The following is a 25090-nucleotide window of genomic DNA, read 5'->3' on the forward strand; positions in this document are numbered from 1 at the left end:
GCTGGCGAGGTTGGGGCGCGGCTAAAGCGAGGGTGGGGCGAAGGCAAGGGGTGGTTCGGACGCTTTTCGCGCCCTTGCAACCCGGCGACCGTTGAGGCAAATTCGCTAGCGGAGGCCAACGCCTTCAATATCGGGGGAATTATCAGTGTATCGCATTCGGGTCGCAACCGTTTCCACAATCGCTATCGCTTGCGCCGCCTTCGCCGTCCCGGCAGCGGCTGGAGACGAACCGCTGTACCAGCCGGTGCCGGACTGGATCGACAGCGAGCCGCTGAGCGCCGAAGACCTTGCCGCGCAGTCTCCTCTCGTGCGGGCGGAAAAGCGGGTTCGGCTGGAAGATGGCAGGGTCTGGACTTATTCCGACGCGGCGATCCGGCTGGCGACACCGGAAGCGCTCACCCAGATGAATCAGATTTCGCACGTCTGGATGCCGGACAAGGGCGACCTGATCGTCCATGCTGTCGAACTGGTTCGCGATGGCGAGGTGATCGACCTGTTGGAGAACGGCAGCCGCTTCGAAGTCCTGCGCCGCGAGCAGCAACTGGAAAACCGTGTTCTGGACGGTCGGCTGACGGCCACCATGCCCGTATCGGGTGCACGGGTGGGCGACGTGTTGCGGATGGCCGTTTCCGTCACTATTTCGGACCAGGCGCTCGGCGACGAAATGCAGTTCGCCGACATCCTGATGACCGAACCGGTCCCGTTCGGCGACTTCGGCCTCAGCATTTCCTGGCCCGAAGATGCGGACATAAAGTGGAAGATCAGTGGCGAGGGGGCCGATCCCAAGGTCGAGACCGAGGGCGGTTACACCTTTCTCGACGTGCCCTTGCCGTTGCCCGAACAGCCGGAGATGCCGGGCGACGCGCCGCATCGCTATCTCCTGCCTCCCATCCTTACCGTGTCGAGCTTTGCCGATTATGCCGAAGTGGCCGCGGTCATGGCACCCTATTACCGCACCGAAGGCGCGATCGAACCGGGCAGCGATCTGATGCGCGAGGTCGAGAAGATCGCCGAAACCGCGGGAGCCGATCGGAAGCGAAGGGCGGTCCTCGCCACCCAGTTCGTGCAGGATCGGGTCAGCTATCTCATGAACGGCCTCGATGGCGGCAATTATCTCCCCCAATCTCCGATGGCGACGTGGGAGGAACGCTCTGGCGATTGCAAGGCCAAGTCCCTGCTTCTTGCCGCGATGCTTGACGCGCTAGGAGTCGAGGCGGAATCGGTGCTGGTCCGGACCCAGGCAGGCGATGCGGTGCCCGCTCTCCTCCCCGCTCCGGCAAGCTTCAACCATGTCATCGTTCGGGCAACCATCGACGGGGAGAATTACTGGCTCGACGGCACTTCGCGGGGCACGCGGCTCGCCAACATGGACGAGGTTCCGGCCTTCTACCACGCGCTTCCCTTGCGCGAAAACGGGGCAGAGCTGATCGCGATCGACGAGCGCGGGCAGTCGGTGCCGGACAGTGCGATACGCCTGACGCTCGACAGTCGCGCCGGGCTCGGCGTGCCCGCGCTCTTCGACATTTCCATCGCCCACACCGGGGCGAGTGCGGTGGCGGCCGAAAGCCTGGTGCAGCTCGACGACGAGGAAGCGACCGAGAACATGGTCAGGATGTTCGTCAGCCGCGTGCTGGGCGACGTCCAGATGACCGAGTTCGCGGCGGATTTCGACGCCGAGACCGGCATCGCCACCTACACCGCCGAGGGGTTGATGACGACGCCGTGGACTCAGGACCGCGGCATCTACCGTCTCTCCGCTCCCGGTCAGGCCGCCGCCGATTTCACCATCGGCGGCAACCGCTCCCGCGCGGCATGGCGGGACATTCCGCTGCGGATGAACTTTCCGCTGTACTTCACCTCCGATGTCGAGGTGCTTCTGCCCGATGGCGCGCAGGAATTTACCCTGCGCAATTCCGATCCGATCGATACCACCATCGCCGGCGTCCGCCTGACGTCCGATGCCGTGCTGTCGGGGGACCGCCTGTCGATCGAGCAAAGCAATCGCAGCACCCGGCGGGAAATCCCGGCCTCCGAGATCGCGGAAGCCCGGCGGCAGGCCGCGTTGCACGAGCGTGCCTTGCCCTTGCTCGTCGCACCCGACGATGTGACGCGATCGTGGCAATATGGCGACGACCGGAGCCCGCTCGCCGCGATCGAGGCGACCTACGAAAAGCTGATCGCGGATGCCGATGCCGACGAACCCTTGCCCTACGTCAACCGGGCCGCGTTCCGGGAGGGAACGCTCGATTTCGCCGGTGCCCTGGCGGATTACGATGCGGCCTTGGCGATCGAGGAGGACGAAAACGTCTACTCCGCGCGGGCCAGTCTCAAAGCGGCGATGGGCGATCTGGAAGGGGCTCTCGCAGACATCGAAACCGCCGAAAATCTCTCTCCGACCGGTTGGAGCTATGGCGACCGGGTCGACTGGCTGGGCCGGCTGGGGCGGAGCGATGAAGCGCTTTCGCTCGCGGAGGAATATGCGGCTTTCGCCGAAGAGCGGTATCAGGCGGACCAGGTCATGGCGGTGGCGCTCGGCTGGGCAGGACGGGCGGAGGAGGGTATCGCGCTTCTCGAAGCCACTCTGGATGAACGGCCGGGAGATGGCAGCACGCTTAACGCCCTGTGCTGGCTGGCGGGCACGAACGATGCGATCGACCCGGCCATGCTGGAACGCTGCGAAGAGGCGGTGCAACGCAGCAATTACAGTCCGGCGGCGCTCGATAGCCGGGCGCTCGCGCATTACCGGGTGGGCGATTACGCCGCGGCACTGGCCGACGCCGAGGCCGCCTTGCGCGAACATCGGCTGATGCCGGAGACGCGCTATCTGCGCGGATTGATCCTGATCGCGCAGGGCGATCGGGAGGGCGGCCAGGCATCCATCGCCGAAGCGACCGCGATGCGTCCGGCCGTGAGCAGCGAATACGCCAGATGGGGCCTGGTGCCCTAAGGGGCGTTTTCGCAGTCGGTCAGATCAACCCCTTGGCCCGGAGCGACACGTGATCGTCCCCGGCGATGATCACGTGGTCGTGGACGGTGATGCCCAGATGGGCGCCCGCCTCGGCGATGCGGCGGGTGATGGCGATGTCGGCGCGGCTCGGCTCGGGGCTGCCACTGGGGTGGTTGTGGACCAGGATCAGCGCCGTCGCACCGAGGTCGAGCGCCTTGCGGATCACCTCGCGCGGATGGATCGCCGCCTCGTCGATCGTGCCCTCGTGCGCGAGATGGTCGAGGACCAGCCGGTTGCGGGTGTTGAGATAGAGCACCCTCACGCGCTCTCGGGTGAGCGAACCCATGTCGATCGCGAGATAGTCTAGCAGCGCCTGCCAGCTGCTCAAAACCGGCATGTCCCGAACCTTTCCGCGCGCCATCCGCCGGGCGGCGAGCGAGACGCTGCGGATCGCCGCCGCGCCGGCATCGCCGACGCCCTTTACGCCCTTCAGCGCCTCGGCATCCGCGTTGAGCACGCCTGCCAGCGATCCGAACCGCGCGATCAGCGCCTTGGCCGCGGGCTTGGTGTCGCCCTGTCGGACCGCGGCGAAGAGCAGGAACTCGAGCAGCTCATAATCCGCCAGTGCCTCGTCCCCGCCGTCGAGCAGCCGCTGGCGCAGACGCGCGCGGTGACCCGTTCCGGAATGGGCTGGGGCTTTCGCGCCTGGCTCCGGCAACCTTTTTCTCCCCATGGAGTTGAAAGCATTTGCATTGCCTTCGGTGGGGTCGAGGCGCAAGGGATCAACACGACTGCGTGAGGACGATGGCCGAAGGCGACCCAAGCCAGAGCGAGACCGATGTGATTTCGCCCCGGCGGCCGCGCTGGCGCAGGAAGCGCTGGTGGGTACCGAACGCCGTGCTGGCGCTGGTCGCCATGCTGACGCTGGTCGCCTGGCTCTCGCGCGAGCGGATCGCCATCGATGTCATCGAGGATCAGCTGGAAGCCTACGGCGTCCCGGCGACCTACGAGATCACGCGCATCGGCGGCCAGCGCCAGGTACTCTCGAACGTAGTGGTCGGCGACCCCGCCGCGCCCGATTTTACCGCCGAAACCGTAGAAGTGGAGATTCGCTGGCGGTTCGGCACGCCGGAAATCGGACGGATCACCGTCACGCGGCCGCGGCTCTTCGGAAGCTATCGCGACGGCACGCTGAGCTTCGGCGCGCTCGACCCGCTGCTGTTCCGCGAAACCGGAGAGCCGCCCGGCCTGCCCGAGATCGACGTCGCCATCCGTGACGGGCGCGGGCTGCTCGAAACCGACTTCGGCCCGATGGGCATCAAGCTCGAGGGCGAGGGGCCGATTGCCGACGGGTTCGACGGCGTCCTCGCCATCGCAGCGCCGGATCTTGTTGCGAGTGGCTGCGCCATCGGTGGCGCCAGCGCCTATGGCCAGCTCAGCACTGCGGGCGGCGAACCGCGTTTCCAGGGTCCGCTGCGCGCAGCCACCATCGCCTGCCCCGAGGCCGGCGTCTCGCTCGAGCGGGTTGCCGCACGGGTCGATGCCACGAGCGATGCCGCGTTCGACATGCTTCGCGGTCAGATCTCGCTGGACACGGGCGAAGGGCGGTACGGCGAATATGCCCTGGCCGGGCTCAACGGTTCGATCCGCGCGTCCTGGCGCGAGGGCGTGCTCGACGCGCGTCATATCGTCGCCGCGCGGGGCATCCGCACGCCGCAGGCGCTCGCTGCGCTGGTGACCTTCGACGGGACCATCCGTGCCGGGGACGGCTTCGAGCAGGTCCAGCTGCGCTCGGACATCGAGGGCAACGGGTTGCGGTCGGGGCCGTCGCTCGAAAGCGGCATCGCCTCGCTCTCGCGGGTGGGCGAGGGGACGCTGGTCGCACCCCTGGCCCGGCAGTTCGCCGCGGCACTGCGCCGGGAAGCGCGCGGCAGCGCCTTTGCCGCCGACCTCACCGCGCGGGTGAATGGCGAGCGGCTGACCGTGCTGCTGCCCCGTGCGGAGATGCGCGGCGGCAGCGGCGCGCGTCTGCTTTCGCTCTCGCAGGTCGAGCTGAGCAGCGCGGGCGGCGGTCCCGCCACGATCAGCGGCAACATCGCCAGCGCCGGGTCGGGTCTGCCGCGGCTCACCGGGCGGATGGAGCGCGAGCCCGGCGGTGACACCGTTTTCCGCTTGGCGATGGACGAATATTCGGCCGGAGGTTCCTCGCTCGCCATCCCGCAGATGACCGTCGCGCAGGCGGCGAACGGCGCGCTGGATTTTTCCGGCCGCGTCGTCGCCAGCGGGCCGTTGCCGGGCGGATCGACCCGCAACCTGCGCCTGCCGGTCAGCGGACGATACGGGCCGGGCGGCGAACTGGCGCTGTGGCGCGAATGTACCGCGCTCGGTTTCGACCGGCTCGAGCTGGCGCAGCTGGTCTTCGAACGCCGCGACGTGACGCTGTGTCCGGCGCCCGGCAGCGCCATCGTCCGCAGTTCCGGCCAAGGTGTCAGGATCGCGGCGGGCGCGCCCAGCCTCGATATTGTCGGCATGCTCGGCGGCACTCCGATCCGGATCGCCAGCGGGCCGGTCGGCTTCGCCTATCCCGGAGTGATGACGGCGCGCGCGCTCGACGTCACGCTCGGGCCGGCGGACACCGCGAACCGCTTCACCATCAGCAATCTCGACGCGCGCCTCGGCAGCGATATCTCCGGCCGTTTCGCCGATGCCGACGTCACGCTCGACGCCGTTCCGCTCGATATCCGCGAAACCTCCGGCACCTGGCGCTACGCCGACGGAGTGCTGACCCTGGCCGACGGCGAATTCCGCCTGTTCGACCGCGAGGAGTCCGACCGGTTCGAACCGCTGATTGCCCGCGACGCGTCGCTGACGCTTCAGGACAATGTGATCACTGCCTTCGCCGAACTGCGCCATCCAGAGAGCGACCGGATCGTCACCTCCGCCGATATCCGCCACGACCTAGCGACGGGTGGCGGCCATGCCGATCTCGCCACCGCCGGCCTGTTGTTCGACGAAGATCTTCAACCCGGCGATTTGACGGTCAAGGCCATCGGCGTCGTCGCCAACACACGCGGCACGGTGACGGGGCGCGGCAGGATCGACTGGGGCGGCGAGGCGGTGACCAGCACAGGCAGCTATTCCACCGAAGATCTCGATTTTGCCGCCGCTTTCGGTCCGGTGCGCGGAGCCAGCGGCACGATCGTCTTCAGCGATCTCCTCGGCCTCACCACCGCGCCGGGCCAAAGCCTGCGCGTCGCCTCGGTCAATCCGGGGATCGAAGTGGCCGACGGCGTGGTCGAATTCGGGTTGCGCGAAGGGCAGTTCCTTTCGGTCGCGGGCGCGACTTTCCCGTTCATGGGGGGACAGCTGATCCTGCGTGAGACCGACCTCAATTTCGGCGTCGAGGAACAGCGACGCTACGTCTTCGAGATCGTCGGTCTGGATGCCGGCGTTTTCGTCCAGCAGCTCGACATCGGCAACGTCAGCGCCACCGGCATCTTCGACGGTACCGTGCCCATCGTCTTCGACGCAAGCGGCGACGGCAGGATCGAACAGGGGCTGCTGATCTCGCGTCCGCCGGGGGGCAACATCTCCTATGTCGGCGAGCTGACCTACGAAGACCTTTCGCCGATCGCCAATTTCGCCTTCGATTCGCTGCGCAGCCTCGACTATTCGCAGATGCGGGTGGTGATGGACGGCCCGCTGACCGGCGAGATCATTACCAGGCTGCGGTTCGACGGAGTTCGGCAGGGGGAGGGCGCGGAAACCAACTTCATCACCCGGCGGCTCGCCAACCTGCCGCTGCAGTTCCGGATCAACATCACAGCCCAGTTCTACCAGCTGATCACATCGGTGCGTTCGCTCTACGATCCGGCGGCGATCCGCGACCCACGCGAATTGGGCCTGCTCTCGGACGACGGCACCCGGTTGCTGCGACGCGAGATCACCGGCGAAGAAGCCCAACCCGATATCGAGCCGGACGACCTCGTTCCGGACAAACCGAACACGAATACGGCCATTCAGCGCCAAGAAAGCGAGTGAGGACTATGAGACAGGGGAATTTGACGCGGACCGCGCATCTTGCGAAAATGCGGGCCATGGGCGGAAAGGCGTCATGCAAACCGGCGGCATTGATGCTGGCCTCGCTCGCGCTATCGGGGTGCATCACGGTGAATGCGCCCGAGGAACCGATCGTGATCGAACTCAACGTCAACATCCGCCAGGAAGTTATTTACCGGCTGGCCGAGGACGCCGGCAACACGATCGACGAGAACGCAGATATTTTCTGAGGGTAACAGGACCATGAAGACACTCACCAGAACCGCACTCGCGCTTGCCGGGTTGGCCATGGCGGCGGGCGGCATCGCCGGCCCCGCCTTCGCCCAGCGCGATCCCGCCTACGCCGCGGCGCGCGCAGCCGGGCAGATCGGCGAGAAGATGGACGGATACATCGGCATCGTCGGCGCCGGGAGCGCCGAATTGCAGCGCATCGTCAACGACATCAACATCAAGCGCCGTGCCGTCTATTCGGAAAAGGCCCAGGCCGCCAACGCGACGCTGGAGGAATATGCCTTTGCCGCCGGTTGCCAGGCGATTCTCAAGACCGAGCCGGGCGAGAAGTATCAGGCACCCGACGGCAGCTGGCAGACCCGTGGCAGCGGTCCTCCGATCCGCGACCCGCGCTGCCCCTGACCCGGGGCCCGATCCGCGCCCTGCATCGGGGTTGACGCAAATGCGGCAAGGCTTGCAGCTTATGCGCGAGTGTGCCGCTGCCCATTGTTGACTCGGGTTTGACCCCCTTCTAAGGGGGCGGCGCAACGGCTGGCTCGCACTTGCGGGCCAATTGCCGGTGGCGAATTTCATCCTGATGCGCCCTTTCGGGCAGGCAACATTCTCGCGGGGCTCAGCACGCTTTGGCCGACAGCAACGGACACAAGAACGGCGACGATCTCGATCGCCGGATCGCCGAAGCGCAGGCGAAGCACGATCACGGCGCGAGCCGGGCCGAAGGCCGGGCGGAAACGCGTGGCTGGGCCGTGGGCATCGAATTCGTCGGCACCATCCTCGTCGCCGGCTTCATCGGCTGGGCGATCGACAACTGGGCCGGCCTGGGCACCTCGCCCTGGGGCATGATCGTCCTGCTGATCCTGGGCTTCGCCGCCGGCACGCGCCGCGCGATGAAGACCTCGGCGCAGTTCGATTCCGACGAAACAACCAACTGAGGGTCAACGGGAGTATATCGTGGCAGGCCCGATGGAACAGTTCGAGATCGTCGCTCTCAAGCCGCTCGAGGCGGCGGGTTACGATCTCTCCTTCACCAATTCCTCGCTGTGGATGGCGATCGCGATCGGCGTGATCGCGGTCTTCATGTTCGTCGGTACCGCGCGCCCGCAGATGGTGCCCGGCCGCTGGCAAGCGGCGGTCGAATACGTCTACGACTTCGTGCGCGGGATGCTCGACGAGAACGTCGGGCCTGAAGGCAAGCGTTACGCGCCGCTGATCTTCGCGATCTTCATGTTCGTGCTGGTCTGCAACCTGCTCGGCATGCTGCCCTGGGTCGGCGCCTTCACCCCCACCAGCCATATTTCGGTGACGCTGGGGCTCGCCTTCCTGGTCTTCATCGTCGTCTGCATCGTCGGTTTCTGGCGCCATGGCCTCCATTTCTTCAGCCTGTTCTGGCCCAAGGATGCCAACATCGTCCTCGGCCTGTTCGTCTTCATCATCGAAGTGCTGAGCTTCCTCTCGCGCCCCTTCACCCTGGCCATCCGGCTGTTCGCGAACATGACTGCGGGCCACGTGCTGCTCAAGGTGTTCGGCACCTTCGTGGTCACGCTCGGTTCCTTCGGCGCGCTGCCCTATGTCTTCGGGGTGCTGCCGCTGGCGGTCAACGTGGCGCTCACCGCGCTCGAGATCCTGATCGCGGTGGTGCAGGCCTATGTCTTCGCCCTTCTCGCATCGCTCTACCTGAACGATGCGGTCAATCTCCACTAATCGAACGAATACCAAGGAAAGGTTTTTACAATGGACGCTGAAGCAGCTCGGGTAATCGGTGCAGGTCTCGCCGCGATCGGTGCGGGTCTCGCCGCCATCGGCGTGGGTGCCATTTTCGGCAACTACCTCAACAGCGCACTGCGCAACCCGGAAGCCGACGCCAAGATGGGCGGCCGCCTGATCTTCGGCTTCGCCGTGACCGAGGCGCTCGGCCTCATCGCGGCCGTCGTCGCGCTGGCGCTGGCCTTCTCCTGATCCGGTCCGGCGCGGGGGCGATCATGTCGCCGCGCCGACCTGACAGTCAGCCATTCGGGTAGCCGCGATGCCTCAATTCGATTTCGCCACGGTCTTCATTCCGCAGCTGTTCTGGCTGACGGTGTTCTTTCTCGTGCTGTATTTCGGCGTGGTGAAGACCACTCTGCCGCGGCTCGGCAAGGTGATGGATGCGCGCGAAAACAAGGTGACGGGCGATCTCGAGGCTGCGCGTCTGGCCAAGGAAAAGGCCGATGCGCTGGCCGACGAGGTCCGTGCGGAGCTCGACGGCAAGCGCGACGAGGCGCGGGCCCGCGTGGCGGAAGCCAAGGCCGAGGCGGCAAAGGCCAGCGAAGCGCGGCTCAAGGCCGCCGAGACCACGGTCGGCAAGAAGTTGGCCGAAGCGGAGGCCCGGATCGATGAGGCGCGCCGCGCCGCGGGCGACGCGATCCGCGAGATTGCGGTCGAGAGCGCGCAGTCCATCGTCGCCAAGTTGACGGGCGGCGAGCCCGACCGGAAAGCGGCCGAGGCCGAGGTCGACGCGGCGCTGGCGCAGCGGACCTGATGCGGAGAAATTGAGCATGGCACTCCCGTCGATCGTCGAGGAAACCCCGACCGCCCATACGGCGGATGGCGGTTATCATCCCGAGCTCCTGGGCCTCGCGGCCGAGGGCTGGGTCTATGCCTCGATCACCATCTTCTTCCTCATCGCCTTCTTCGGTTTCAAGGTGCACCGCACCATTGCCGAGAAGCTCGATGCGCAGATCGCCGAGACCCGCAAGTCGCTCGACGAGGCCGAACGCTATCGCAAGGAAGCCGAAGCATTGCTCGAGGATGCACGTCGGCAACAGGCCGAGTCCGCGCGCGATGCCGAGGCGATGCTGGCGAACGCCCGGAACGAAGCGGGCAATATCCTGGCCCAGGCCGAGACCGACAGCAAGGCGCTGGTCGAACGTCGCCAGCGCATGGCGGAAGACACGATCGCCGCCGCGGAGCGCGAGGCGGTGCAGGACGTCCGCAACCGCGCGGCGATGGCCGCGACCCTCGCCAGCCGCAAGCTGATCGCCGGCAAGCATGACGCCAAGGCCGACAAGGCGCTGGCCGACCAGCTGATCGCTTCGCTCTAGGCGAAAGTTTCACATGTTTCCGAGAGGGCGGTCCGAAGGGGCCGCCCTTTCTCGTTCTACGGCCGGATCAGCAGCTTGCCGGTGATCTCGCCCCGCGCCATCGCGTTGAACCCTGCTTGCCATTCGGCAAGCGGCAGTATCCAGTCGATATGCGGGTGGATCGCGCCGGCTATGGCGAGCCGGTCGATCTCCTCGGCGATCCGCGCGCCGCGATCGGGAAAACGCCGCGCATATTCGCCCGCCCGCACGCCGACGACCGAAAAACCCTTTATCAGCGGAATATTCACCGCGATCTGCGGTATCCTGCCGGCCACGAAACCGACCACGAGCAGCTTGCCGCCAAAGGCGACGCAACGGGTGCTTTCATCGAAGACATCGCCACCCACGGGATCGAACACGAGGTCGCAGAGGCGCCCCTTGGTAATCTCCGACACGTCCTCGCGGAAGCGGCCGGTGTTGAGCATATAGTGATCCGCTGTCCCGATCGCGCTGAGCGCGGCGAGGCTCTCCGCCCGGTGCGAAGCCGCGATCACCGTTGCTCCGAGCGCCCTTGCCAAATCGCAGGTGGCCATGCCGACGCCGCCGCTGGCTCCGTGGACCAGTACGGTCTGCCCCGCCTGCAATTGCCCGAGTTCGACCAGCCCGACCCAGGCGGTCTGATAGGCCGCGCCCATAGCCGCGGCGGCATCGAGGTCGAGGCCGTCCGCGACCGCGCGTAGCGTGTCGGCAGGCACCGCGGCGAATTCGGCCATCGCCCCGGTCTTGGCGCCGCCACGGACGCGGTCGCCGGCCCGGAACCGGCTTTGCGGCGGAGCCTCGACTACCTCGCCGGCGAGTTCCATACCGAGGATGAAGGGCAGTTCCGGTTTGAATTGATAGTCGCCGCGCGTCATCAGCAGGTCGGGATAGTTGAGCGACGCGGCGCAGACTCGCACCAGCACCTCGCCTTCGCCGGGTGCGGGTCGGTCGGTCTCCTGAAGGACCACGCCCGAAAGGTCGGGGCTCAGCCGCTCGACCCGCAATGCCTTCATGACGTCAGAAATTGTCCTTGCCGGCACGCAGCGCGGCAAAAGTTTCGGCCGGAGTGGAGCCGCCCCAGCGATTCTGCAGGCCTTCCTTGTCGGCGCGCAGGAAGGGATTGGTCTCGATCTCTCGCGCCAGACGGGTCGGCACGGTCGGCTCCCCGCGCCCACGCTTCTCGTCCACTTCGCGCGCGTATTGCTGGAGCTCGATATTGTCGGGATCGGCATGGAGCGCAAATTTCGCGTTCGCCTGCGTGTATTCGTGTGCGCAGTAGAGCGTCGTTTCGGGCGGCAGGTCGCGGATGCGCCGCAGGCTCTCCCAGAACTGCTTCGGCTCGCCTTCGAACATGCGCCCGCAACCAAGCGCGAAGACGCTGTCGCCGACGAAGGCGATCGCGTCGTCCGGCAGGTAATACGCAATATGGCCGTTGGTGTGGCCGGACACATCGATCACCCGCGCCTCGTGCTTGCCGAGTGTGACGGTCTCGCCGTTACCTACGACTCGGTCGATCGCGGCGATCTTCTCGACCTCGCGCGGAGCGATGGTCGTTGCGCCGGTGGCCTCGACGATCGCCTCGTTTCCGCCGGCGTGGTCGGGGTGCCAGTGGGTGTTCCAGATCTGGGTGATCCGCCAGCCCCTGGCATCGGCCTGTTTCAGATATTCCGCCCCATCGGGCGTATCCACCGCCGCGGTCTCGCGGCTGTCGGGATCGTGGAGCAGGAAGCCGTAATTGTCGGACAGGCACGGGAACTGATGAATTTCGAGCATGGCCGGCATTGTAGGGCAGGGGGCGAATAGTGGAAAGGCCCGCCTGCGGGTCTCGCAAGCGGGCCTTTCGTGTCCTGCGAAGGAGGAAGGAGCTTAGTCTTCCTTCTTCTTCAGCGCTTCGCCGAGGATGTCGCCGAGCGAAGCGCCGCTGTCGGACGAGCCGAACTGCTGCACCGCTTCCTTCTCTTCGGCGATCTGACGCGCCTTGATCGAGAAGTTGGGCTTCTTCGAGCGGTCGAACCCGGTGACCATCGCATCGACCTTGCTGCCGACCTGGAAGCGATCGGGGCGCTGCTCGTCGCGGTCGCGGCCGAGATCGGAACGCTTGATGAAGCCGGTCGCGCCGTCGTCGCCGACCTGGACCTCGAGGCCGCCATCGCGCACTTCGAGCACGGTGACGGTGACGGTCTGGTTGCGGCGCAGGCTGCCAGCATCCGCGCCTTCGGCGGATGGCGCGCCCTTTTCAAGCTGCTTCATGCCCAGGCTGATGCGTTCCTTGTCGATGTCGACATCGAGCACGATCGCCTCGACCTGCTCACCCTTGCGATGCAGGGCGAGAGCATCCTCGCCCGAGATACCCCAGGCGATGTCCGACATGTGGACCATGCCGTCGACGTCGCCGGGAAGGCCGACGAACAGGCCGAACTCGGTGGCGTTCTTGACTTCGCCCTCGACCTTGGAGCCGACGGGATGCGCTTCGGCGAACTCTTCCCAGGGATTGCGCTGGGCCTGCTTGAGACCGAGCGAGATGCGGCGCTTCTCGCTGTCGACCTCGAGCACCATCACTTCGACTTCCTGCGAAGTCGAGACGATCTTGCCCGGATGGACGTTCTTCTTGGTCCAGCTCATCTCGGAGACGTGGACGAGGCCCTCGATACCCGGCTCGAGTTCGACGAAGGCGCCGTATTCGGTGATGTTGGTCACCGTGCCGGTCATCTTCGCGCCCACCGGGTACTTCTGGCTGACGCCGTCCCAGGGATCGCTTTCCAGCTGTTTCATGCCCAGGCTGATGCGCTGGGTATCCTCGTTGATGCGGATGATCTGGACGGTCACGGTGGCGCCGATCTCGATCATCTCGCTGGGGTGGTTGACCCGCTTGTAGCTCATGTCGGTGACGTGGAGCAGGCCGTCGATGCCGCCGAGATCGACGAAGGCACCGTAATCGGTGATGTTCTTGACGACGCCGTCGATCACTTCGCCTTCGGTCAGTTTGTCGATCAACTCGCCGCGCTGTTCGGCGCGGGTTTCCTCGAGCACCGCACGGCGCGAGACGACGATGTTGCCGCGGCGACGATCCATCTTGAGGATCTGGAAGGGCTGCGGCATGTCCATCAGCGGGCCGACGTCGCGCACCGGGCGGATGTCTACCTGACTGCCGGGGAGGAAGGCCACGGCGCCGTCGAGGTCGACGGTGAAGCCGCCCTTGACGCGGCCGAAGATCCGGCCCTCGACGCGCTTGCCTTCGCCGAATTCGCTTTCCAGCTTGTCCCAGGCGGCTTCGCGGCGCGCGCGATCACGGCTGAGCATGGCTTCGCCGTCGGCATTCTCGATCCGGTCGACGAAGACTTCGACCTCGGAGCCGACCTCGAGGCCGTGCTCGTCGTCGACGCGCATGAATTCCTTGAGATCGACGCGGCCTTCGCTTTTAAGGCCGACATCGATGTGCGCCATGCCGTTCTCGATGGCAGTGACGGTGCCCTTGACGACGCGGCCTTCGAAGCCGCCGTCGTCGACGCTGCCGAGCTGCTCGTCGAGCATCGCGGCGAAATCGTCCCGGGTGGGATTGGCTGTGGTTGCCATGTGTTCAGTAGTCCTTCGTATCGTTTTGCTACCGGCCGCCGGTTTTTCCGGGGTCTTTACCCGTCTCCGCCGCACCATTGCGGGGGCTGACGGGGCAAGAGGGCCGCGTGCCGGGCGATGGCCGAATGCCGCCGTCCGGGTCCCGCCTGTCCGAAGATGGTCTGGAACGGGCGGCCGGGTAGAGCCAATGGCCCGAATTTGCAAGTGGTAAGCGCGGTTGCGCGCCGTCAACCCGTTCACGGCTCGGGCCCGGTATCGTGGATTGGCCGCCGGTTGGACGGACCGTCGGGATGGCTGGAGGTGTCGCAATCTTTGTCAGCCTTCACAATATCTTATTCCCTGGCCCTTATCAAAACGGTGGAAGGGATAGAAAATATGTCCACCACAGGCTGTCGGGGATGCCGCTCCGAACGGCAGGATTTCGACATCGCCATGGCGTTCCAGCCGATCGTCGATTGCGAGACGGGCGTGCCTTTCGCCTACGAGGCGCTCGTGCGCGGAGGCAACGGCGAAGGCGCGGGCGAGGTGCTGGCGAGGGTCACGCCGGAGAACCGCTATGCCTTCGACCAGCAGTGCCGCGTCGCCGCGATCGAAGGCGCGGTCGCGGCGGGCATTCTCGACACCGATGCCCGGCTGTCGATCAACTTCCTCCCCAACGCCGTATATTCACCGCTCGCCTGCATCCAGCTGACCCTGAAGACCGCGAATGCCTGCGGCTTTCCCACCGAGCGGTTGATCTTCGAATTCACCGAGAACGAGGAAATGACCGATACGCAGCATGTGCGGACCATTATCGACACATACAGCGCGATGGGTTTCGGCACCGCGATCGACGATTTCGGCGCGGGGCACGCCGGTCTCGGCCTGCTCGCCGATATACAGACCCACTATCTCAAACTCGACATGGCGCTTATCCGCGGCATCGGAGCCTCGCGTCCGCGCCGCGCGATCGTAGAGGGCGTGGTCCGTATTGCGCGCGCTCTCGGAGTGACGGTGATCGCGGAGGGCGTGGAGACCGAAGAGGAATTCCACACGCTGCGGGTCCTCGGCATTCGCTATATCCAGGGGTATCATCTCGCACGGCCGGCGTTCCGCGAGCTTCCGGCTGTCGCCGGTCCCGGAGCGGATTACGCTGCGGTGGCCTGAGCGCAACTACGCGTCGGTCGCGAACGATCGATCCGACGAACATGCAGCGGCTCAGAATTTCTTTACCTCCTTTGCACTAAAGCTCCGGGGAGCTGAAAAGGCGGGTTGCGGATCGGAACATAACAAATATCCGAACTGCAGGGGTAGTTGATCGATGGAACACAAGCTGGCTCCGCATGAGGTGAAGGCGGGCATGTATGTCCGCCGGTTCGGTGGAAGCTGGTTCGACCACCCGTTCTGGTTTCCCCGCTTCGTCGTGCGCCCCGAAGATGTGCCGCGTTTCGCCGCCTCCGACGTGCCCTACGTCGTAATCGACGACCAGCTGGGCTTCGGCCCGAATGCGCCCTCGGAGCCGCCGCGGAAGGCGGACCCCGCATCGTTCGCGCGTCGCAAAACCGACAAGGAAGGCGGGCGACACCCGCGACAACCGGAAAGATACGACGCCCGCTGGAAGGACAACGAGCGCGCCCAGGCGAAAAAGCTCGCCGCACGTTCGCTCAAGGTCATGCGCCGCAATTTCGGCGAGGTTCGCCTGGGACGCGCGATCCGCATCACCGAGGTCGGCGATCTGGTCGACGACGTGGTCGCCAGCGTGGAGCGCAGTCCGCGGACCCTGCTGGAAGTGCTGCGGCTGAAGAAGAAGGATGAATACACCTACCTGCATTCGGTCGCGGTCTGCACGCTGATGATCACCGTCGCGCGCCATCTCGGCCTGCCCGAACGCGAGGTCCGCGATTACGGCATGGCCGGACTGCTGCACGACATCGGCAAGATGGGCATCGCGGACGAGGTGCTCAACAAGGCCGGCAGGCTGACGGACGGCGAGCTCGAACAGGTCCGTGGCCACCCGGAGCACGGTTTCCAGGTTCTGTCGCAAACCTCGAACATTCCCGAGCTCGCGCTCGACGTCTGCCGCCATCATCACGAGCGGCCCGACGGGCAGGGCTATCCTTTCGGTCTGCCCGCCGGGGACATTTCGATTGCCGCGCGGCTCGGCGCGATCTGCGATGTCTACGACGCGCTGACATCCGAGCGAGTGTACAAGGACGCCTGGACCCCGGCCGAAGCGGTCACGGCGATGTGGGACTGGGAAGGACAGTTCGATCGCAAGCTGCAGTTCGCCTTCATGCAGAGCATCGGCGTGTTCCCGCCCGGCATGCTGGTCGAACTGCGCAGCAACCGTCTTGCCCTGGTCCTCGCATCGCGCCGCAAAAATGCACCGCCACGCGTCCTCGCTTTCTATTCCATGCGGGATCGGCAGCCGATCGTGCCCGAAGACGTGACGATCTCCGACAGTTTCGCGAAGGACAGCATCACCGCGCCCTCTTCGCCGGAATATTGGGGGCTGACCGAACGCGAATGCAGCGAGGATTTCATCCGCGGCAAGCTGGCGGCTTGAGAGCGCCTACTCGCGGGCGAGCGCCGTTTCGACCGCGTCGATGACGAAGCGGATTGCCTGATCGCGATCGAGCGTGCTGGTGTCGATCACCTGCGCATCGCCGGCCGGGACCAGCGGGGCGTGACTGCGCCCCCGGTCGCGTTCGTCGCGAGCTTTCAAGTCGGCGACGATATCCTCCAGATCGACCGTTTTGCCGCGTTCGCGCATTTCGGCCCAGCGGCGCCTGGCCCGGGTTTCGGTGTCGGCGGTTATGAAGAGTTTCACATCGGCATCGGGCGCGATGACCGTGCCGATGTCGCGCCCGTCGAGCACCGCGCCGCCGGGTTGAACGGCGAAGGCGCGTTGGCGCTCGAACAGCGCCTCGCGAACCGACGGATGGACCGACACGCGGCTGGCGAGCCCGCCCGAGCCTTCGTCGCGCAGATGCGGGTCATCGAGCAGGCCGTCGGGGAAGCTGCAGGCGGCAAGCGCATCGCCGGCATCGTCGGGATCGCCGCCATCCAGGAAGCACTGCCGTCCAACCGCGCGATAAAGCAGCCCGGTGTCGAGATGCGGCAGGCCGAAATGCGCGGCCAGCGCCTTGGCGATGGTGCCCTTGCCGCTGGCGGTCGGGCCGTCGACGGCGATGATCACGGTGCGGCGTCCTGGGGGTCGTGCCGCCTCATCCAGGCGCGCAGGATCGCCTCGCTTTCGGCGGGGCGCTCGTGAAAGGAGGAGTGGCTCCCGCCCGGGATCACGGCCAGTTCCGAGCCCGGAGCGAGCTCGACGAACTCCTGCACGTCGTCGATCCGCGCCTCGTCGTACTGTCCGATCATGAACAGGGTTCGCTGGCCGTCGATGCGGGACAAAAGCGGAGTCGCATTGAAGGAAACCAGGCTCCCGCGGGCGGAGAATTCGCTCGGTCCCCACATGGCGTTATAGAGTTCGGGATTGAAGCCCTTGCCGTTGAACCGTTCGCGATAGGCCTTCTCCTCCGGCGTGACCGCGGGCCGGTCCGGGCGGCCGTTATAGGCGCTGTAGAAGGCTTTGCTCGCCGGCTCGCAGACCTCCGCCGCGGGCGGCGTAGGGCCTTCGCAGGCAATCAGGGCAGCCGCGACATCGTCGGGCAATTCGCGGATCAGCAAATTGGTGCCGGTGATCCAGTGCGGAGTGGAAATGAACGTGCCCGCCAGTACGGAAGAGGCGACGTGCTGCGAATATTTCGCAGCATATTCCAGGGCGAGCGCCGAGCCCCAGCTGTGGCCGATGACATGCCATTTCTCGATGCCGAGCGCTTTGCGGATCGCCTCGAGTTCCTCGACGAAGCGGTCGACCCGCCAATTGGCGGGATCGCCTGGATGATCGGATTTGCCGGAATCGAGCTGGTCGTAGAGGATCACGGCCCGCTCGTCGGCGAGACTCATCATGTTGCCGAAGCTGGTGTGCGTGCCGCCGGGTCCGCCATGGACGAGCACCGCCGGGGGGAGGTCCGTGGAGAGATCGCCGTCGATGCGCACCCACACGCGACCGCCTTCGACCGGGACCATGAGTTCGCGGTCGGGTATCGACCAGTCGGCGGGAGACGGGGGTGGGGTCACGTCCCGCGCCCACGAGGGCGAAACCGATAGCAGGGCCGCGGACAGCGTGGCGACAAGCTTCATCGAGGTGGTTCCTTCCGTGGTTGGGCGGGGCTGCCTCGCCGCATCGCCTTGATGAGGCCCCAGATTGCGATCGCGGCCCAGAAGCCTTCGAGCACCAAGCTCGGCCAGTTGGTGTGGACCACCAGCGAGACGGTCAGCAAGGCGGCGCCGACGAGGTTGGTGCCGTGCAGGACAAAGGGGTTCGGGTCGTCCTTCCAGGTCAGATAGGCATAGGCCGCGATGATGCAGGCCATGCCGAGGAAGCCGATCGCGGTGTAGATGTCGAAAGCCTCGCTCACCCGGTCGCCTCGTCCAGCAGAGCGAGGAAATTCGGGAAGCTGGTGGCGATGGGTTCGGTGGTGTCGACTTGCACGCCATGCCTGCTGGCGAGGCCCGCCACCGCCATGCTCATCGCGATCCGGTGGTCGAGGTGGGTGGCGACGGGGCCGCCCCCGGCAAGAGGTGCGCCACCCGTTCCCTCGATTACCAGCCCGTTGGCGCGCTCTTCGACGCTCGCTCCGATCGTCCGCAGCGCCGACGCCATGGCGGAGAGGCGGTCGCTTTCCTTGACCCGCAGTTCTTCGAGCCCAGCGGTCGTGGTGCGGCCCTCGGCCAGAGCCGCGGCGACGAAGAGGACGGGGAATTCGTCGATCATGCTCGGCGCGAGGGCGGGATCGACCGCGATACCGCGAAGGCGCGCATGGCGGATGCGCAGGTCGGCGACCGGTTCTCCCCCCACTTCGCGCTCGTCCAGCCGCTCGATACTCGCGCCCATCTGCACCAGCACGCGGAACAGCCCGTCGCGGGTGGGATTGAGCCCGACGTTTTCGAGCACGAGGTCGCTCCCGGGGACGATGCTCGCCGCCACGGCGAAGAAGGCGGCGGAAGACGGGTCGCCCGGTACTGCGACATCGCAAGGTGCAAGGTCCGCCGGACCGGACAGGGAGACGCAGCGTTCGCCGTCCCGCTCTTCGATCCGGACCTCGACGCCGAAACCGCGCAGCATCCGCTCGGTGTGGTCGCGGGTGGGCACCGGCTCGATCACCGTGGTCGTGCCGGGCGTGTTGAGCCCGGCGAGCAAAACTGCGCTCTTCACCTGGGCGCTGGCGACCGGCAGGCGATAGGCGATCGGGACCGCGGGCTGCATGCCGCGCACCGTCAGTGGCAGGGTGCCGCCCGGCGAGGCGGTAAACTGCGCGCCCATTTGCGAAAGCGGCTCGATCACGCGGTCCATCGGGCGCTTCGAGAGGCTTGCATCGCCGGTGAGCACCGCGGTAATCCCGTGGCTGGCGAGAAGTCCCATCAAAAGCCGCGCGGAAGTGCCGGAATTGCCCATGTCGAGCGCCCGGTCCGGTTGCAGCAGCGTGCCGACCCCGACCCCGTCGACCACCCAATCGTCGCCCTCACGCGCGATCCGCGCGCCCATTGTCCGCAGCGCCGCGGCGGTGGCCATAACGTCCTCGCCCTCCAGCAGCCCGGAAATGCGGCTGCGCCCGACTGCCAAGGCAGCGAACATCAGCGCCCGATGACTGATCGACTTGTCGCCCGGGACGCGGATGCGTCCTTTGAGCGGGCCGGAAGGCAGGAAGCGGTGGGGGGTCAAGAAAACTCCGGCGGTTCTTCGGGCGCGTGGGGTACGCTTCGATGGCGCGATGCGATGCGCGCTTTGACAGCGCACATACCTTCTGGCAAGGCGCGCGGCGCTGTCGATTCCGGTGCTTGCATCGGGGGATCGGAATCCCATCTGACACAGACGAAATTCCCGCTCCGTCCGCATCTGGGCGGAGCCAGCGATCTTAAGGATTACACATGGTCAAACCGGAATGGGGCACGAAGCGGACCTGCCCGAACTGCGGAACGCGTTTCTACGATCTGGGTAAGGAACACCCGGTCACCTGCATCGAATGCGGGAACGAGTGGGAACCCGAGCCGGTTCTGAAATCGAAGCAGCCGATCCCGTTCGAGGAAGAGAAGAAGAAGGACGCCGAGCCCGACAGCGATCTGGCCGACGACGATCTGGAGGACATCGACGAGGACGATGATTCGCCCGACAACGACGTCGATCTCGGCGGCGACGACGACCTCGGCGTGTCCAAGGGCAAGGGCGACGACGAAGACGACGAGAGCTGATTTTCGCCCTTGCCAAGCGCAGGGCCCGCGCCTAGATGGCGCGGCCTTGCCGAAGGGCAGGGCATGCGGGTATGAGACCCGCGTACATGACTGGAACGGGGCCTTAGCTCAGCTGGGAGAGCGCAACACTGGCAGTGTTGAGGTCAGCGGTTCGATCCCGCTAGGCTCCACCAGTCACATACAAGCCGGGTAACCACCCGCGCGCTGGCCGACGAGTTCTCGTCCGCCGGCGTTTTTCGCGTTTTCCCGGTTTGCGGGGTCGAGGAGTAGGCGATGTTCGACAATCTGTCCGACCGGCTCGGCAATGTGTTCGACAAGCTTCGCGGCCGTGGCGCGCTGTCCGAGCAGGACGTGCGCGACGCCATGCGCGAGGTGCGCATCGCCCTGCTCGAGGCGGATGTCGCGCTACCGGTGGTGCGCCGTTTCATCGACGCCGTCACCGAGCGCGCGATCGGCGCCGAGGTGCTCAAGTCGGTCACGCCGGGCCAGCAGGTCGTCAAGATCGTCAACGACGAACTCGAATCGATGCTCGGCGGCAGCGAAGGCGAGCCTGAAGGCCTGAACCTCGCCGCCAAGCCGCCGGTCGTGGTGATGATGGTCGGCCTGCAGGGTTCGGGCAAGACGACCACCACAGCCAAGCTCGCACGCATGCTGCGCTTGAAGCACGGCAAGAAGCCGCTGATGGCCTCGCTCGACGTCAACCGTCCGGCGGCGCAGGAACAGCTCGCAGTGCTGGGCACGCAGGCCGAGGTCGCGACCCTGCCGATCGTTCCGGGCCAGCAGCCGGTCGACATCGCCCGCCGTGCTATGGAAAGCGCGCGCCTGCAGAACGCCGACGTGCTGCTGCTCGACACTGCGGGCCGGCTGCATGTCGACGAGGCGCTGATGGCCGAGATGAAGGCTATCGCCGGCGTCTCGACCCCGACCGAGGTGCTGCTGGTGGTCGACAGCCTGACCGGCCAGGACGCGGTCAATGTCGCGCAGAGCTTCACCGGCGAGGTGCCGCTGACCGGCGTGGTGCTGACGCGGATGGACGGCGATGCGCGCGGCGGCGCGGCGCTTTCCATGCGCCACGTCACCGGCAAGCCGATCAAGTTCGCCGGAACGGGCGAGAAGCTCGACGCCATCGAAGCATTCGATCCCAAGCGCGTCGCCGGCCGCATCCTCGGCATGGGCGACGTCGTCAGCCTGGTCGAGCGCGCGGCGGAAACGGTCAAGGCGGAGGACGCCGAACGCCTCGCCCGCAAGATGGCCAAGGGCCAGTTCGACCTCGACGATCTGCGCATGCAGTTGAAGCAGATGCAGCAGATGGGTGGACTGGGCATGCTCGCGGGCATGCTGCCGGGCATGAAGAAGGCCAAGGCCGCGCTCGCCGCCTCCGACATGGACGACAAGGTGCTGGTCCACATGGATGCGATCATCGGCTCGATGACCGGCAAGGAACGGCGCAATCCGGCGCTGCTCAACGCCAAGCGCAAGAAGCGCGTCGCGGCGGGCAGCGGCACGCAGGTGCAGGACGTCAACAAGCTGCTCAAGATGCACCAGGAAATGTCCCGGGCGATGAAGCAGATCCGGAAGATGGGTGGACTGAAGGGACTCGGCGCGCTGTTCGGTGGCGGAGGAGGCGGCGGCGCGATGGGCGGAGCGGGCGGTCTTCCCGGCCTCGGCGGGCCCGGCGGCTCGAAGGGGCCGGGCGTGGATGCCAGCACCCTGCCGCCCGACCTTCAGGCATTGCTCAAGAACAACAAGTGATTTCAGTTATCTACATTGGAAAGGTGAACTAACATGGCAGTTGCAATCCGTCTTTCGCGCGGTGGTGCGAAGAAGCGTCCCTATTACCGCATCGTCGTCGCTGACAGCCGCGCCGCGCGCGACGGCAAGTATCTCGAACAGATCGGCACATACAATCCGATGCTGCCCAAGGACTCGGGCGAGCGCGTGAAGCTCGACGAGGACCGCGCGCGCCATTGGCTGAGCGTCGGTGCGACCCCGTCGGACCGCGTCGCCCGCTTCCTCGACGCCGCCGGCGTCCGAGAGCGTGCTGCGCGCAACAACCCCAAGAAGGGCGAGCCTGGCGAAGCCGCCAAGGAGCGCGCCGAGGAGAAGGCCACCAAGGCCGCCGAGGCCGAGGAAGCCAGAAAGGCCGCCGAGGAAGAGGCGAACACTCCCACTCCGGCCGAGGAAGCCGCTGTCGAGGACAGCCCCTCCGCCGAAGAGGGCGCGGCTTCCGAAGACAGCGATACCGCGACCGAAGCCGAAGAAAAGGCCGAGTAAGGCCGACCCATGCCGGACAAGCCCGTCACGCTCGCCGCCATCTCCGGCGCGCACGGCGTGACGGGCGAGGTCCGCCTGAAGCTGTTCGGCGAAGGACTCGACAGCCTGAAGGCACCACGGCGACTCAACGATGGTGCGTTGACGCTGTCGAAGATCCGGAGCGACAGCAAGGGCGGCGCGATCGCCCGATTCGCCGAGGTCGCGGACCGCACCGCCGCGGAGGCGCTGCGCGGCACAGTCTTAACCGTTCCGCGTGATAGTCTCCCGGAGCTGGAGCCGGGCGAGTTCTACCACTCCGACTTGCTCGACCTCCCGGTCGTCACCGATACGGGGGACGCCATCGGGCGCGTCCGTTCGGTCGAGAATTTCGGCGCCACCGATATCGTCGAGATCGAGAAGCCCGATGGCAAGACTTTCATGGTCCCGCTGATCGAACAGGCGGTTCCCGAATGGAACGACGATCGGCTGATCGTCGCAGCCGGTTTCGTCGACTAGCGCCTGATCGGCCTTTTCTCCGCCAGATGATTACGGATGGCGGTGGCGGCGACGCCTGCCTGCCCCATCGCATGGCTGATCTGGTCGAGCCCGATCACCACGTCGCCCGCGGCGAAGAGGCCGGAAACGCTCGTTTCCATGTGATCGCCGACCGCGATGCAGCCCTCGTCGCTGAGCTTCGCGCCCGCCGCTTCGGCAAGTTCGGAACGGATGTGCGATCCCATTGCCGGATAGACGCTGTCGAAGCGCATGCGCCCCTCTCCGGTTTCGAAGCCGAGCCGCGCGCCCTCGATTTGCCAGCCTCCGCAAGGCCCCGCGACAACCGTCACACCGGCATCGGCCAGTTTGCGCCGGCAGGCATCGTCGAGATCATGGTCGCCATGGGGCGAAACCAGCGTCAGATCGGCCGTGTAGCCGCGCAGGAACATGGCTTCGGCAGTCCCATGATCCGATGTTCCGACCACCGCGACGCGTCGGTCTGTGACCTCGAAGCCGTCGCAGACGGGGCAATAGCGCAGCATGCCCGCGCCAAGCGCGGCGTCGTGCACATCGTCGGGCAGGTTCGTCGGGCGATGATTGACGACCCCGGTGGCCAGCAGGACCGAGCGGGCGCGGTAGGTGCCCTGGTCGGTGCCGACGACGAAACAATCGCCGGCTTGGGCAAGGTGTTCGACCTTCACTTGTTCGCGTATCGCGCCGTATCGGTGGGCCTGCGTGTACATCCGGTTGAGCAGGTCCTTGCCGTTGATGCCATCGGGAAAACCCGCATGGTTGTGGCTGGTCGGGATGAGACCCGCGCGGCTGCTGCCGCAATCGAACATGCGGATCGAAAGGTGATAGCGCGCAAGGTAGATCGCCGCGGTGAGCCCCGCCGGTCCCGCACCGACGATGATACAGTCGTCCGGTTCGCTGGTCGCGTCGCTTGCCATCGGGGTCCCCTCTCGCGCATGGGCGGAGCATGCCGTTCGCCGCCACTATCCTAACGCTCTATCCCGAGATGTTTCCCGGTCCTCTCGGCGCGTCGCTCGCCGGGCGGGCGCTGGAACGGGGCGAGTGGTCGTGCGAGACGGTGCAGATCCGCGACTTCGCCTCCGACCGACACCGCACGGTCGACGACACGCCTGCCGGGGGCGGGGCGGGAATGGTACTGAAGGCGGACGTGCTGGGCGCTGCGCTGGACAGCGTCGCCGATGCCCGACCGATCCTGGCGATGACGCCCCGAGGCCAAACCATTACCCAGCGCCGCATTCGCGAGATCGCCGCCGGGCCGGGCGTCACCATCATCTGCGGCCGGTTCGAGGGGTTCGACGAGCGCTTCTTCGAGGCGCGGCCGCAGGTCGAGCAGATCTCGCTCGGCGACATCGTCCTGTCGGGCGGAGAGCCGGCCGCGCTGGCCATTCTCGATGCTTGCATTCGCCTGCTTCCCGGAGTAATGGGCGCGCCCGAAAGCGGTACCGAGGAATCCTTCGAGAACGGGTTGCTCGAGTATCCGCAATTCACCCGACCTGTCGAATGGGAAGGGCGCACGATCCCTGAAGTGCTGCGATCGGGGGATCATGCGAGGATCGCGGCGTGGCGCAAGCAACGCAGCGAGGACGATACACGGTTACGCAGGCCGGACCTTTGGGAGCGCCACGGTGGCGCTCGGGACCGATCTGCCTCTGGCGCGCGGCATGAAACGAAGGATGATTAGGCGATGAACCTGATCCAGACACTCGAGGCCGAGGCGATCGAAAACCTCGGCAAGGACATCCCCGATTTCCGCGCCGGCGACACCGTGCGCGTGGGCGTGAAGGTCGTCGAAGGCACCCGCGAGCGCGTGCAGAACTTCGAAGGCGTCGTGATCGCCCGTTCGAACCGCGGCATGGGTTCGAACTTCACCGTGCGCAAGATGAGCTTCGGCGAGGGCGTGGAACGCGTCTTCCCGCTCTATTCGCCGATCGTCGACAGCATCGAGGTCGTGCGTCGCGGCATCGTGCGTCGTGCCAAGCTCTATTACCTGCGCGGCCGCACGGGCAAGAGCGCCCGCATCGCCGAGCGCCGGGACAACGCACCCAAGTCCTGATGTTTGGGGGCGCAAGCCGCCGATCAGCTTTGCCAAAAGGGCGCTCCGGTCTAT

26 protein-coding genes and 1 tRNA gene are annotated in these 25090 nt (G+C 66.2%); 18 read left to right on the top strand and 9 right to left on the bottom strand.

Annotation, left to right across the window (positions count from 1 at the left end; genetic code table 11):
- Positions 1-145: 145 nt before the first annotated feature.
- Positions 146-2947, top strand: coding sequence for a DUF3857 domain-containing protein (locus ACGHN1_RS06920; RefSeq protein WP_390549601.1), 2802 nt, complete (start codon positions 146-148; stop codon positions 2945-2947).
- 19 nt (positions 2948-2966) lie between these two features.
- Here ACGHN1_RS06920 and radC read toward each other — a convergent pair whose 3' ends face one another.
- Entirely contained in the window at positions 2967-3680 is a 714-nt protein-coding gene (radC, locus tag ACGHN1_RS06925; RefSeq protein WP_390549603.1) for a DNA repair protein RadC, read from the bottom strand.
- A gap of 71 nt (positions 3681-3751) precedes the next feature.
- Between radC and ACGHN1_RS06930 the strand changes: the two genes are divergently transcribed.
- The 8 genes from ACGHN1_RS06930 (at position 3752) to ACGHN1_RS06965 (ending at position 10317) form a co-directional block, all read left to right on the top strand.
- Positions 3752-6988, top strand: coding sequence for a YdbH domain-containing protein (locus ACGHN1_RS06930; RefSeq protein WP_390549605.1), 3237 nt, complete (start codon positions 3752-3754; stop codon positions 6986-6988).
- Between the two features lie 92 nt (positions 6989-7080).
- On the top strand, positions 7081-7236 hold the full coding sequence (locus ACGHN1_RS06935) for a YnbE family lipoprotein (RefSeq protein WP_390549607.1): 156 nt from the start codon (positions 7081-7083) through the stop codon (positions 7234-7236).
- A 13-nt stretch (positions 7237-7249) separates the two neighbouring features.
- Positions 7250-7639: a YdbL family protein gene (locus ACGHN1_RS06940; protein WP_390549609.1), complete on the top strand. Its 390-nt coding sequence runs from the start codon at positions 7250-7252 to the stop codon at positions 7637-7639.
- Between the two features lie 221 nt (positions 7640-7860).
- On the top strand, positions 7861-8169 hold the full coding sequence (locus tag ACGHN1_RS06945) for an AtpZ/AtpI family protein (protein WP_390549610.1): 309 nt from the start codon (positions 7861-7863) through the stop codon (positions 8167-8169).
- Positions 8170-8188: 19 nt separating this feature from the next.
- A complete protein-coding gene (locus tag ACGHN1_RS06950; RefSeq protein WP_390549612.1) occupies positions 8189-8938 on the top strand; it encodes a F0F1 ATP synthase subunit A in 750 nt (249 codons plus the stop codon).
- Between the two features lie 30 nt (positions 8939-8968).
- Positions 8969-9193 carry a F0F1 ATP synthase subunit C gene (locus ACGHN1_RS06955; protein WP_390549614.1) on the top strand — a complete coding sequence of 75 codons (225 nt, stop codon included), beginning with the start codon at positions 8969-8971 and terminating at the stop codon, positions 9191-9193.
- A gap of 67 nt (positions 9194-9260) precedes the next feature.
- The gene (locus tag ACGHN1_RS06960; protein ID WP_390549616.1) at positions 9261-9755 is read left to right on the top strand and encodes an ATPase; all 495 of its coding nucleotides are present in this window, start codon (positions 9261-9263) and stop codon (positions 9753-9755) included.
- A gap of 16 nt (positions 9756-9771) precedes the next feature.
- Complete coding sequence (locus ACGHN1_RS06965; protein WP_390549617.1) at positions 9772-10317, top strand: hypothetical protein; 546 nt, start codon at positions 9772-9774, stop codon at positions 10315-10317.
- A 56-nt stretch (positions 10318-10373) separates the two neighbouring features.
- On the opposite strand, the gene ACGHN1_RS06970 is transcribed toward ACGHN1_RS06965, so the two are convergent.
- The 3 genes from ACGHN1_RS06970 to rpsA all read right to left on the bottom strand — a co-directional run bounded on the left by ACGHN1_RS06970 (position 10374) and on the right by rpsA (position 13908).
- Positions 10374-11348, bottom strand: coding sequence for an NADPH:quinone oxidoreductase family protein (locus ACGHN1_RS06970; protein ID WP_390549619.1), 975 nt, complete (start codon positions 11346-11348; stop codon positions 10374-10376).
- A gap of 4 nt (positions 11349-11352) precedes the next feature.
- Positions 11353-12108, bottom strand: coding sequence for a hydroxyacylglutathione hydrolase (gloB, locus tag ACGHN1_RS06975; RefSeq protein WP_390549621.1), 756 nt, complete (start codon positions 12106-12108; stop codon positions 11353-11355).
- Positions 12109-12201: 93 nt separating this feature from the next.
- Positions 12202-13908: a 30S ribosomal protein S1 gene (rpsA, locus tag ACGHN1_RS06980; protein WP_390549623.1), complete on the bottom strand. Its 1707-nt coding sequence runs from the start codon at positions 13906-13908 to the stop codon at positions 12202-12204.
- Between the two features lie 432 nt (positions 13909-14340).
- On the opposite strand from rpsA, the gene ACGHN1_RS06985 reads away from it, so the two are divergent.
- Both ACGHN1_RS06985 and ACGHN1_RS06990 read left to right on the top strand, forming a co-directional pair.
- A complete protein-coding gene (locus ACGHN1_RS06985; RefSeq protein ID WP_390549805.1) occupies positions 14341-15054 on the top strand; it encodes an EAL domain-containing protein in 714 nt (237 codons plus the stop codon).
- A gap of 154 nt (positions 15055-15208) precedes the next feature.
- The gene (locus ACGHN1_RS06990) at positions 15209-16453 is read left to right on the top strand and encodes an HD-GYP domain-containing protein (protein WP_390549625.1); all 1245 of its coding nucleotides are present in this window, start codon (positions 15209-15211) and stop codon (positions 16451-16453) included.
- A gap of 6 nt (positions 16454-16459) precedes the next feature.
- Here ACGHN1_RS06990 and ACGHN1_RS06995 read toward each other — a convergent pair whose 3' ends face one another.
- Genes ACGHN1_RS06995 through aroA form a run of 4 tightly spaced genes read right to left on the bottom strand, consistent with a single transcriptional unit; the run spans position 16460 to position 19675 of the window.
- Positions 16460-17086: a (d)CMP kinase gene (locus ACGHN1_RS06995; RefSeq protein ID WP_390549627.1), complete on the bottom strand. Its 627-nt coding sequence runs from the start codon at positions 17084-17086 to the stop codon at positions 16460-16462.
- Complete coding sequence (locus ACGHN1_RS07000) at positions 17083-18093, bottom strand: proline iminopeptidase-family hydrolase (protein WP_390549629.1); 1011 nt, start codon at positions 18091-18093, stop codon at positions 17083-17085. Before ACGHN1_RS07000 ends, ACGHN1_RS06995 begins: the two co-directional genes overlap by 4 nt.
- Complete coding sequence (locus tag ACGHN1_RS07005; protein ID WP_390549807.1) at positions 18090-18326, bottom strand: permease; 237 nt, start codon at positions 18324-18326, stop codon at positions 18090-18092. The genes ACGHN1_RS07000 and ACGHN1_RS07005 overlap by 4 nt, the downstream gene beginning before the upstream one ends.
- Positions 18327-18367: 41 nt before the next feature.
- Positions 18368-19675 carry a 3-phosphoshikimate 1-carboxyvinyltransferase gene (gene aroA / locus ACGHN1_RS07010; protein ID WP_390549631.1) on the bottom strand — a complete coding sequence of 436 codons (1308 nt, stop codon included), beginning with the start codon at positions 19673-19675 and terminating at the stop codon, positions 18368-18370.
- Between the two features lie 206 nt (positions 19676-19881).
- Between aroA and ACGHN1_RS07015 the strand changes: the two genes are divergently transcribed.
- The 5 genes from ACGHN1_RS07015 (at position 19882) to rimM (ending at position 22971) form a co-directional block, all read left to right on the top strand.
- Entirely contained in the window at positions 19882-20202 is a 321-nt protein-coding gene (locus tag ACGHN1_RS07015) for a TIGR02300 family protein (protein ID WP_390549633.1), read from the top strand.
- 97 nt (positions 20203-20299) lie between these two features.
- A tRNA-Ala gene (locus ACGHN1_RS07020) sits at positions 20300-20375 on the top strand.
- 100 nt (positions 20376-20475) lie between these two features.
- Positions 20476-21954: a signal recognition particle protein gene (ffh, locus tag ACGHN1_RS07025; RefSeq protein WP_390549635.1), complete on the top strand. Its 1479-nt coding sequence runs from the start codon at positions 20476-20478 to the stop codon at positions 21952-21954.
- A 33-nt stretch (positions 21955-21987) separates the two neighbouring features.
- Positions 21988-22476, top strand: a complete 489-nt coding sequence (gene rpsP, locus ACGHN1_RS07030; protein WP_390549637.1) for a 30S ribosomal protein S16 — start codon at positions 21988-21990, stop codon at positions 22474-22476.
- A 9-nt stretch (positions 22477-22485) separates the two neighbouring features.
- Positions 22486-22971 (top strand): ribosome maturation factor RimM, encoded by a 486-nt coding sequence (gene rimM, locus ACGHN1_RS07035; protein WP_390549638.1) that lies wholly within the window; start codon positions 22486-22488, stop codon positions 22969-22971.
- On the opposite strand, the gene ACGHN1_RS07040 is transcribed toward rimM, so the two are convergent.
- Positions 22968-23900: an NAD(P)/FAD-dependent oxidoreductase gene (locus ACGHN1_RS07040; protein WP_390549640.1), complete on the bottom strand. Its 933-nt coding sequence runs from the start codon at positions 23898-23900 to the stop codon at positions 22968-22970. The genes rimM and ACGHN1_RS07040 overlap by 4 nt on opposite strands.
- A 29-nt stretch (positions 23901-23929) precedes the next feature.
- On the opposite strand from ACGHN1_RS07040, the gene trmD reads away from it, so the two are divergent.
- Positions 23930-24664 (top strand): tRNA (guanosine(37)-N1)-methyltransferase TrmD, encoded by a 735-nt coding sequence (gene trmD, locus ACGHN1_RS07045; RefSeq protein ID WP_390549642.1) that lies wholly within the window; start codon positions 23930-23932, stop codon positions 24662-24664.
- 3 nt (positions 24665-24667) lie between these two features.
- The gene (gene rplS / locus ACGHN1_RS07050; RefSeq protein ID WP_390549644.1) at positions 24668-25036 is read left to right on the top strand and encodes a 50S ribosomal protein L19; all 369 of its coding nucleotides are present in this window, start codon (positions 24668-24670) and stop codon (positions 25034-25036) included.
- The last annotated feature ends 54 nt before the right edge of the window (positions 25037-25090 follow it).

This window comes from Qipengyuania sp. MTN3-11 (assembly GCF_042851825.1).
In the GTDB taxonomy this organism is placed as follows: Bacteria; Pseudomonadota; Alphaproteobacteria; order Sphingomonadales; family Sphingomonadaceae; genus Qipengyuania.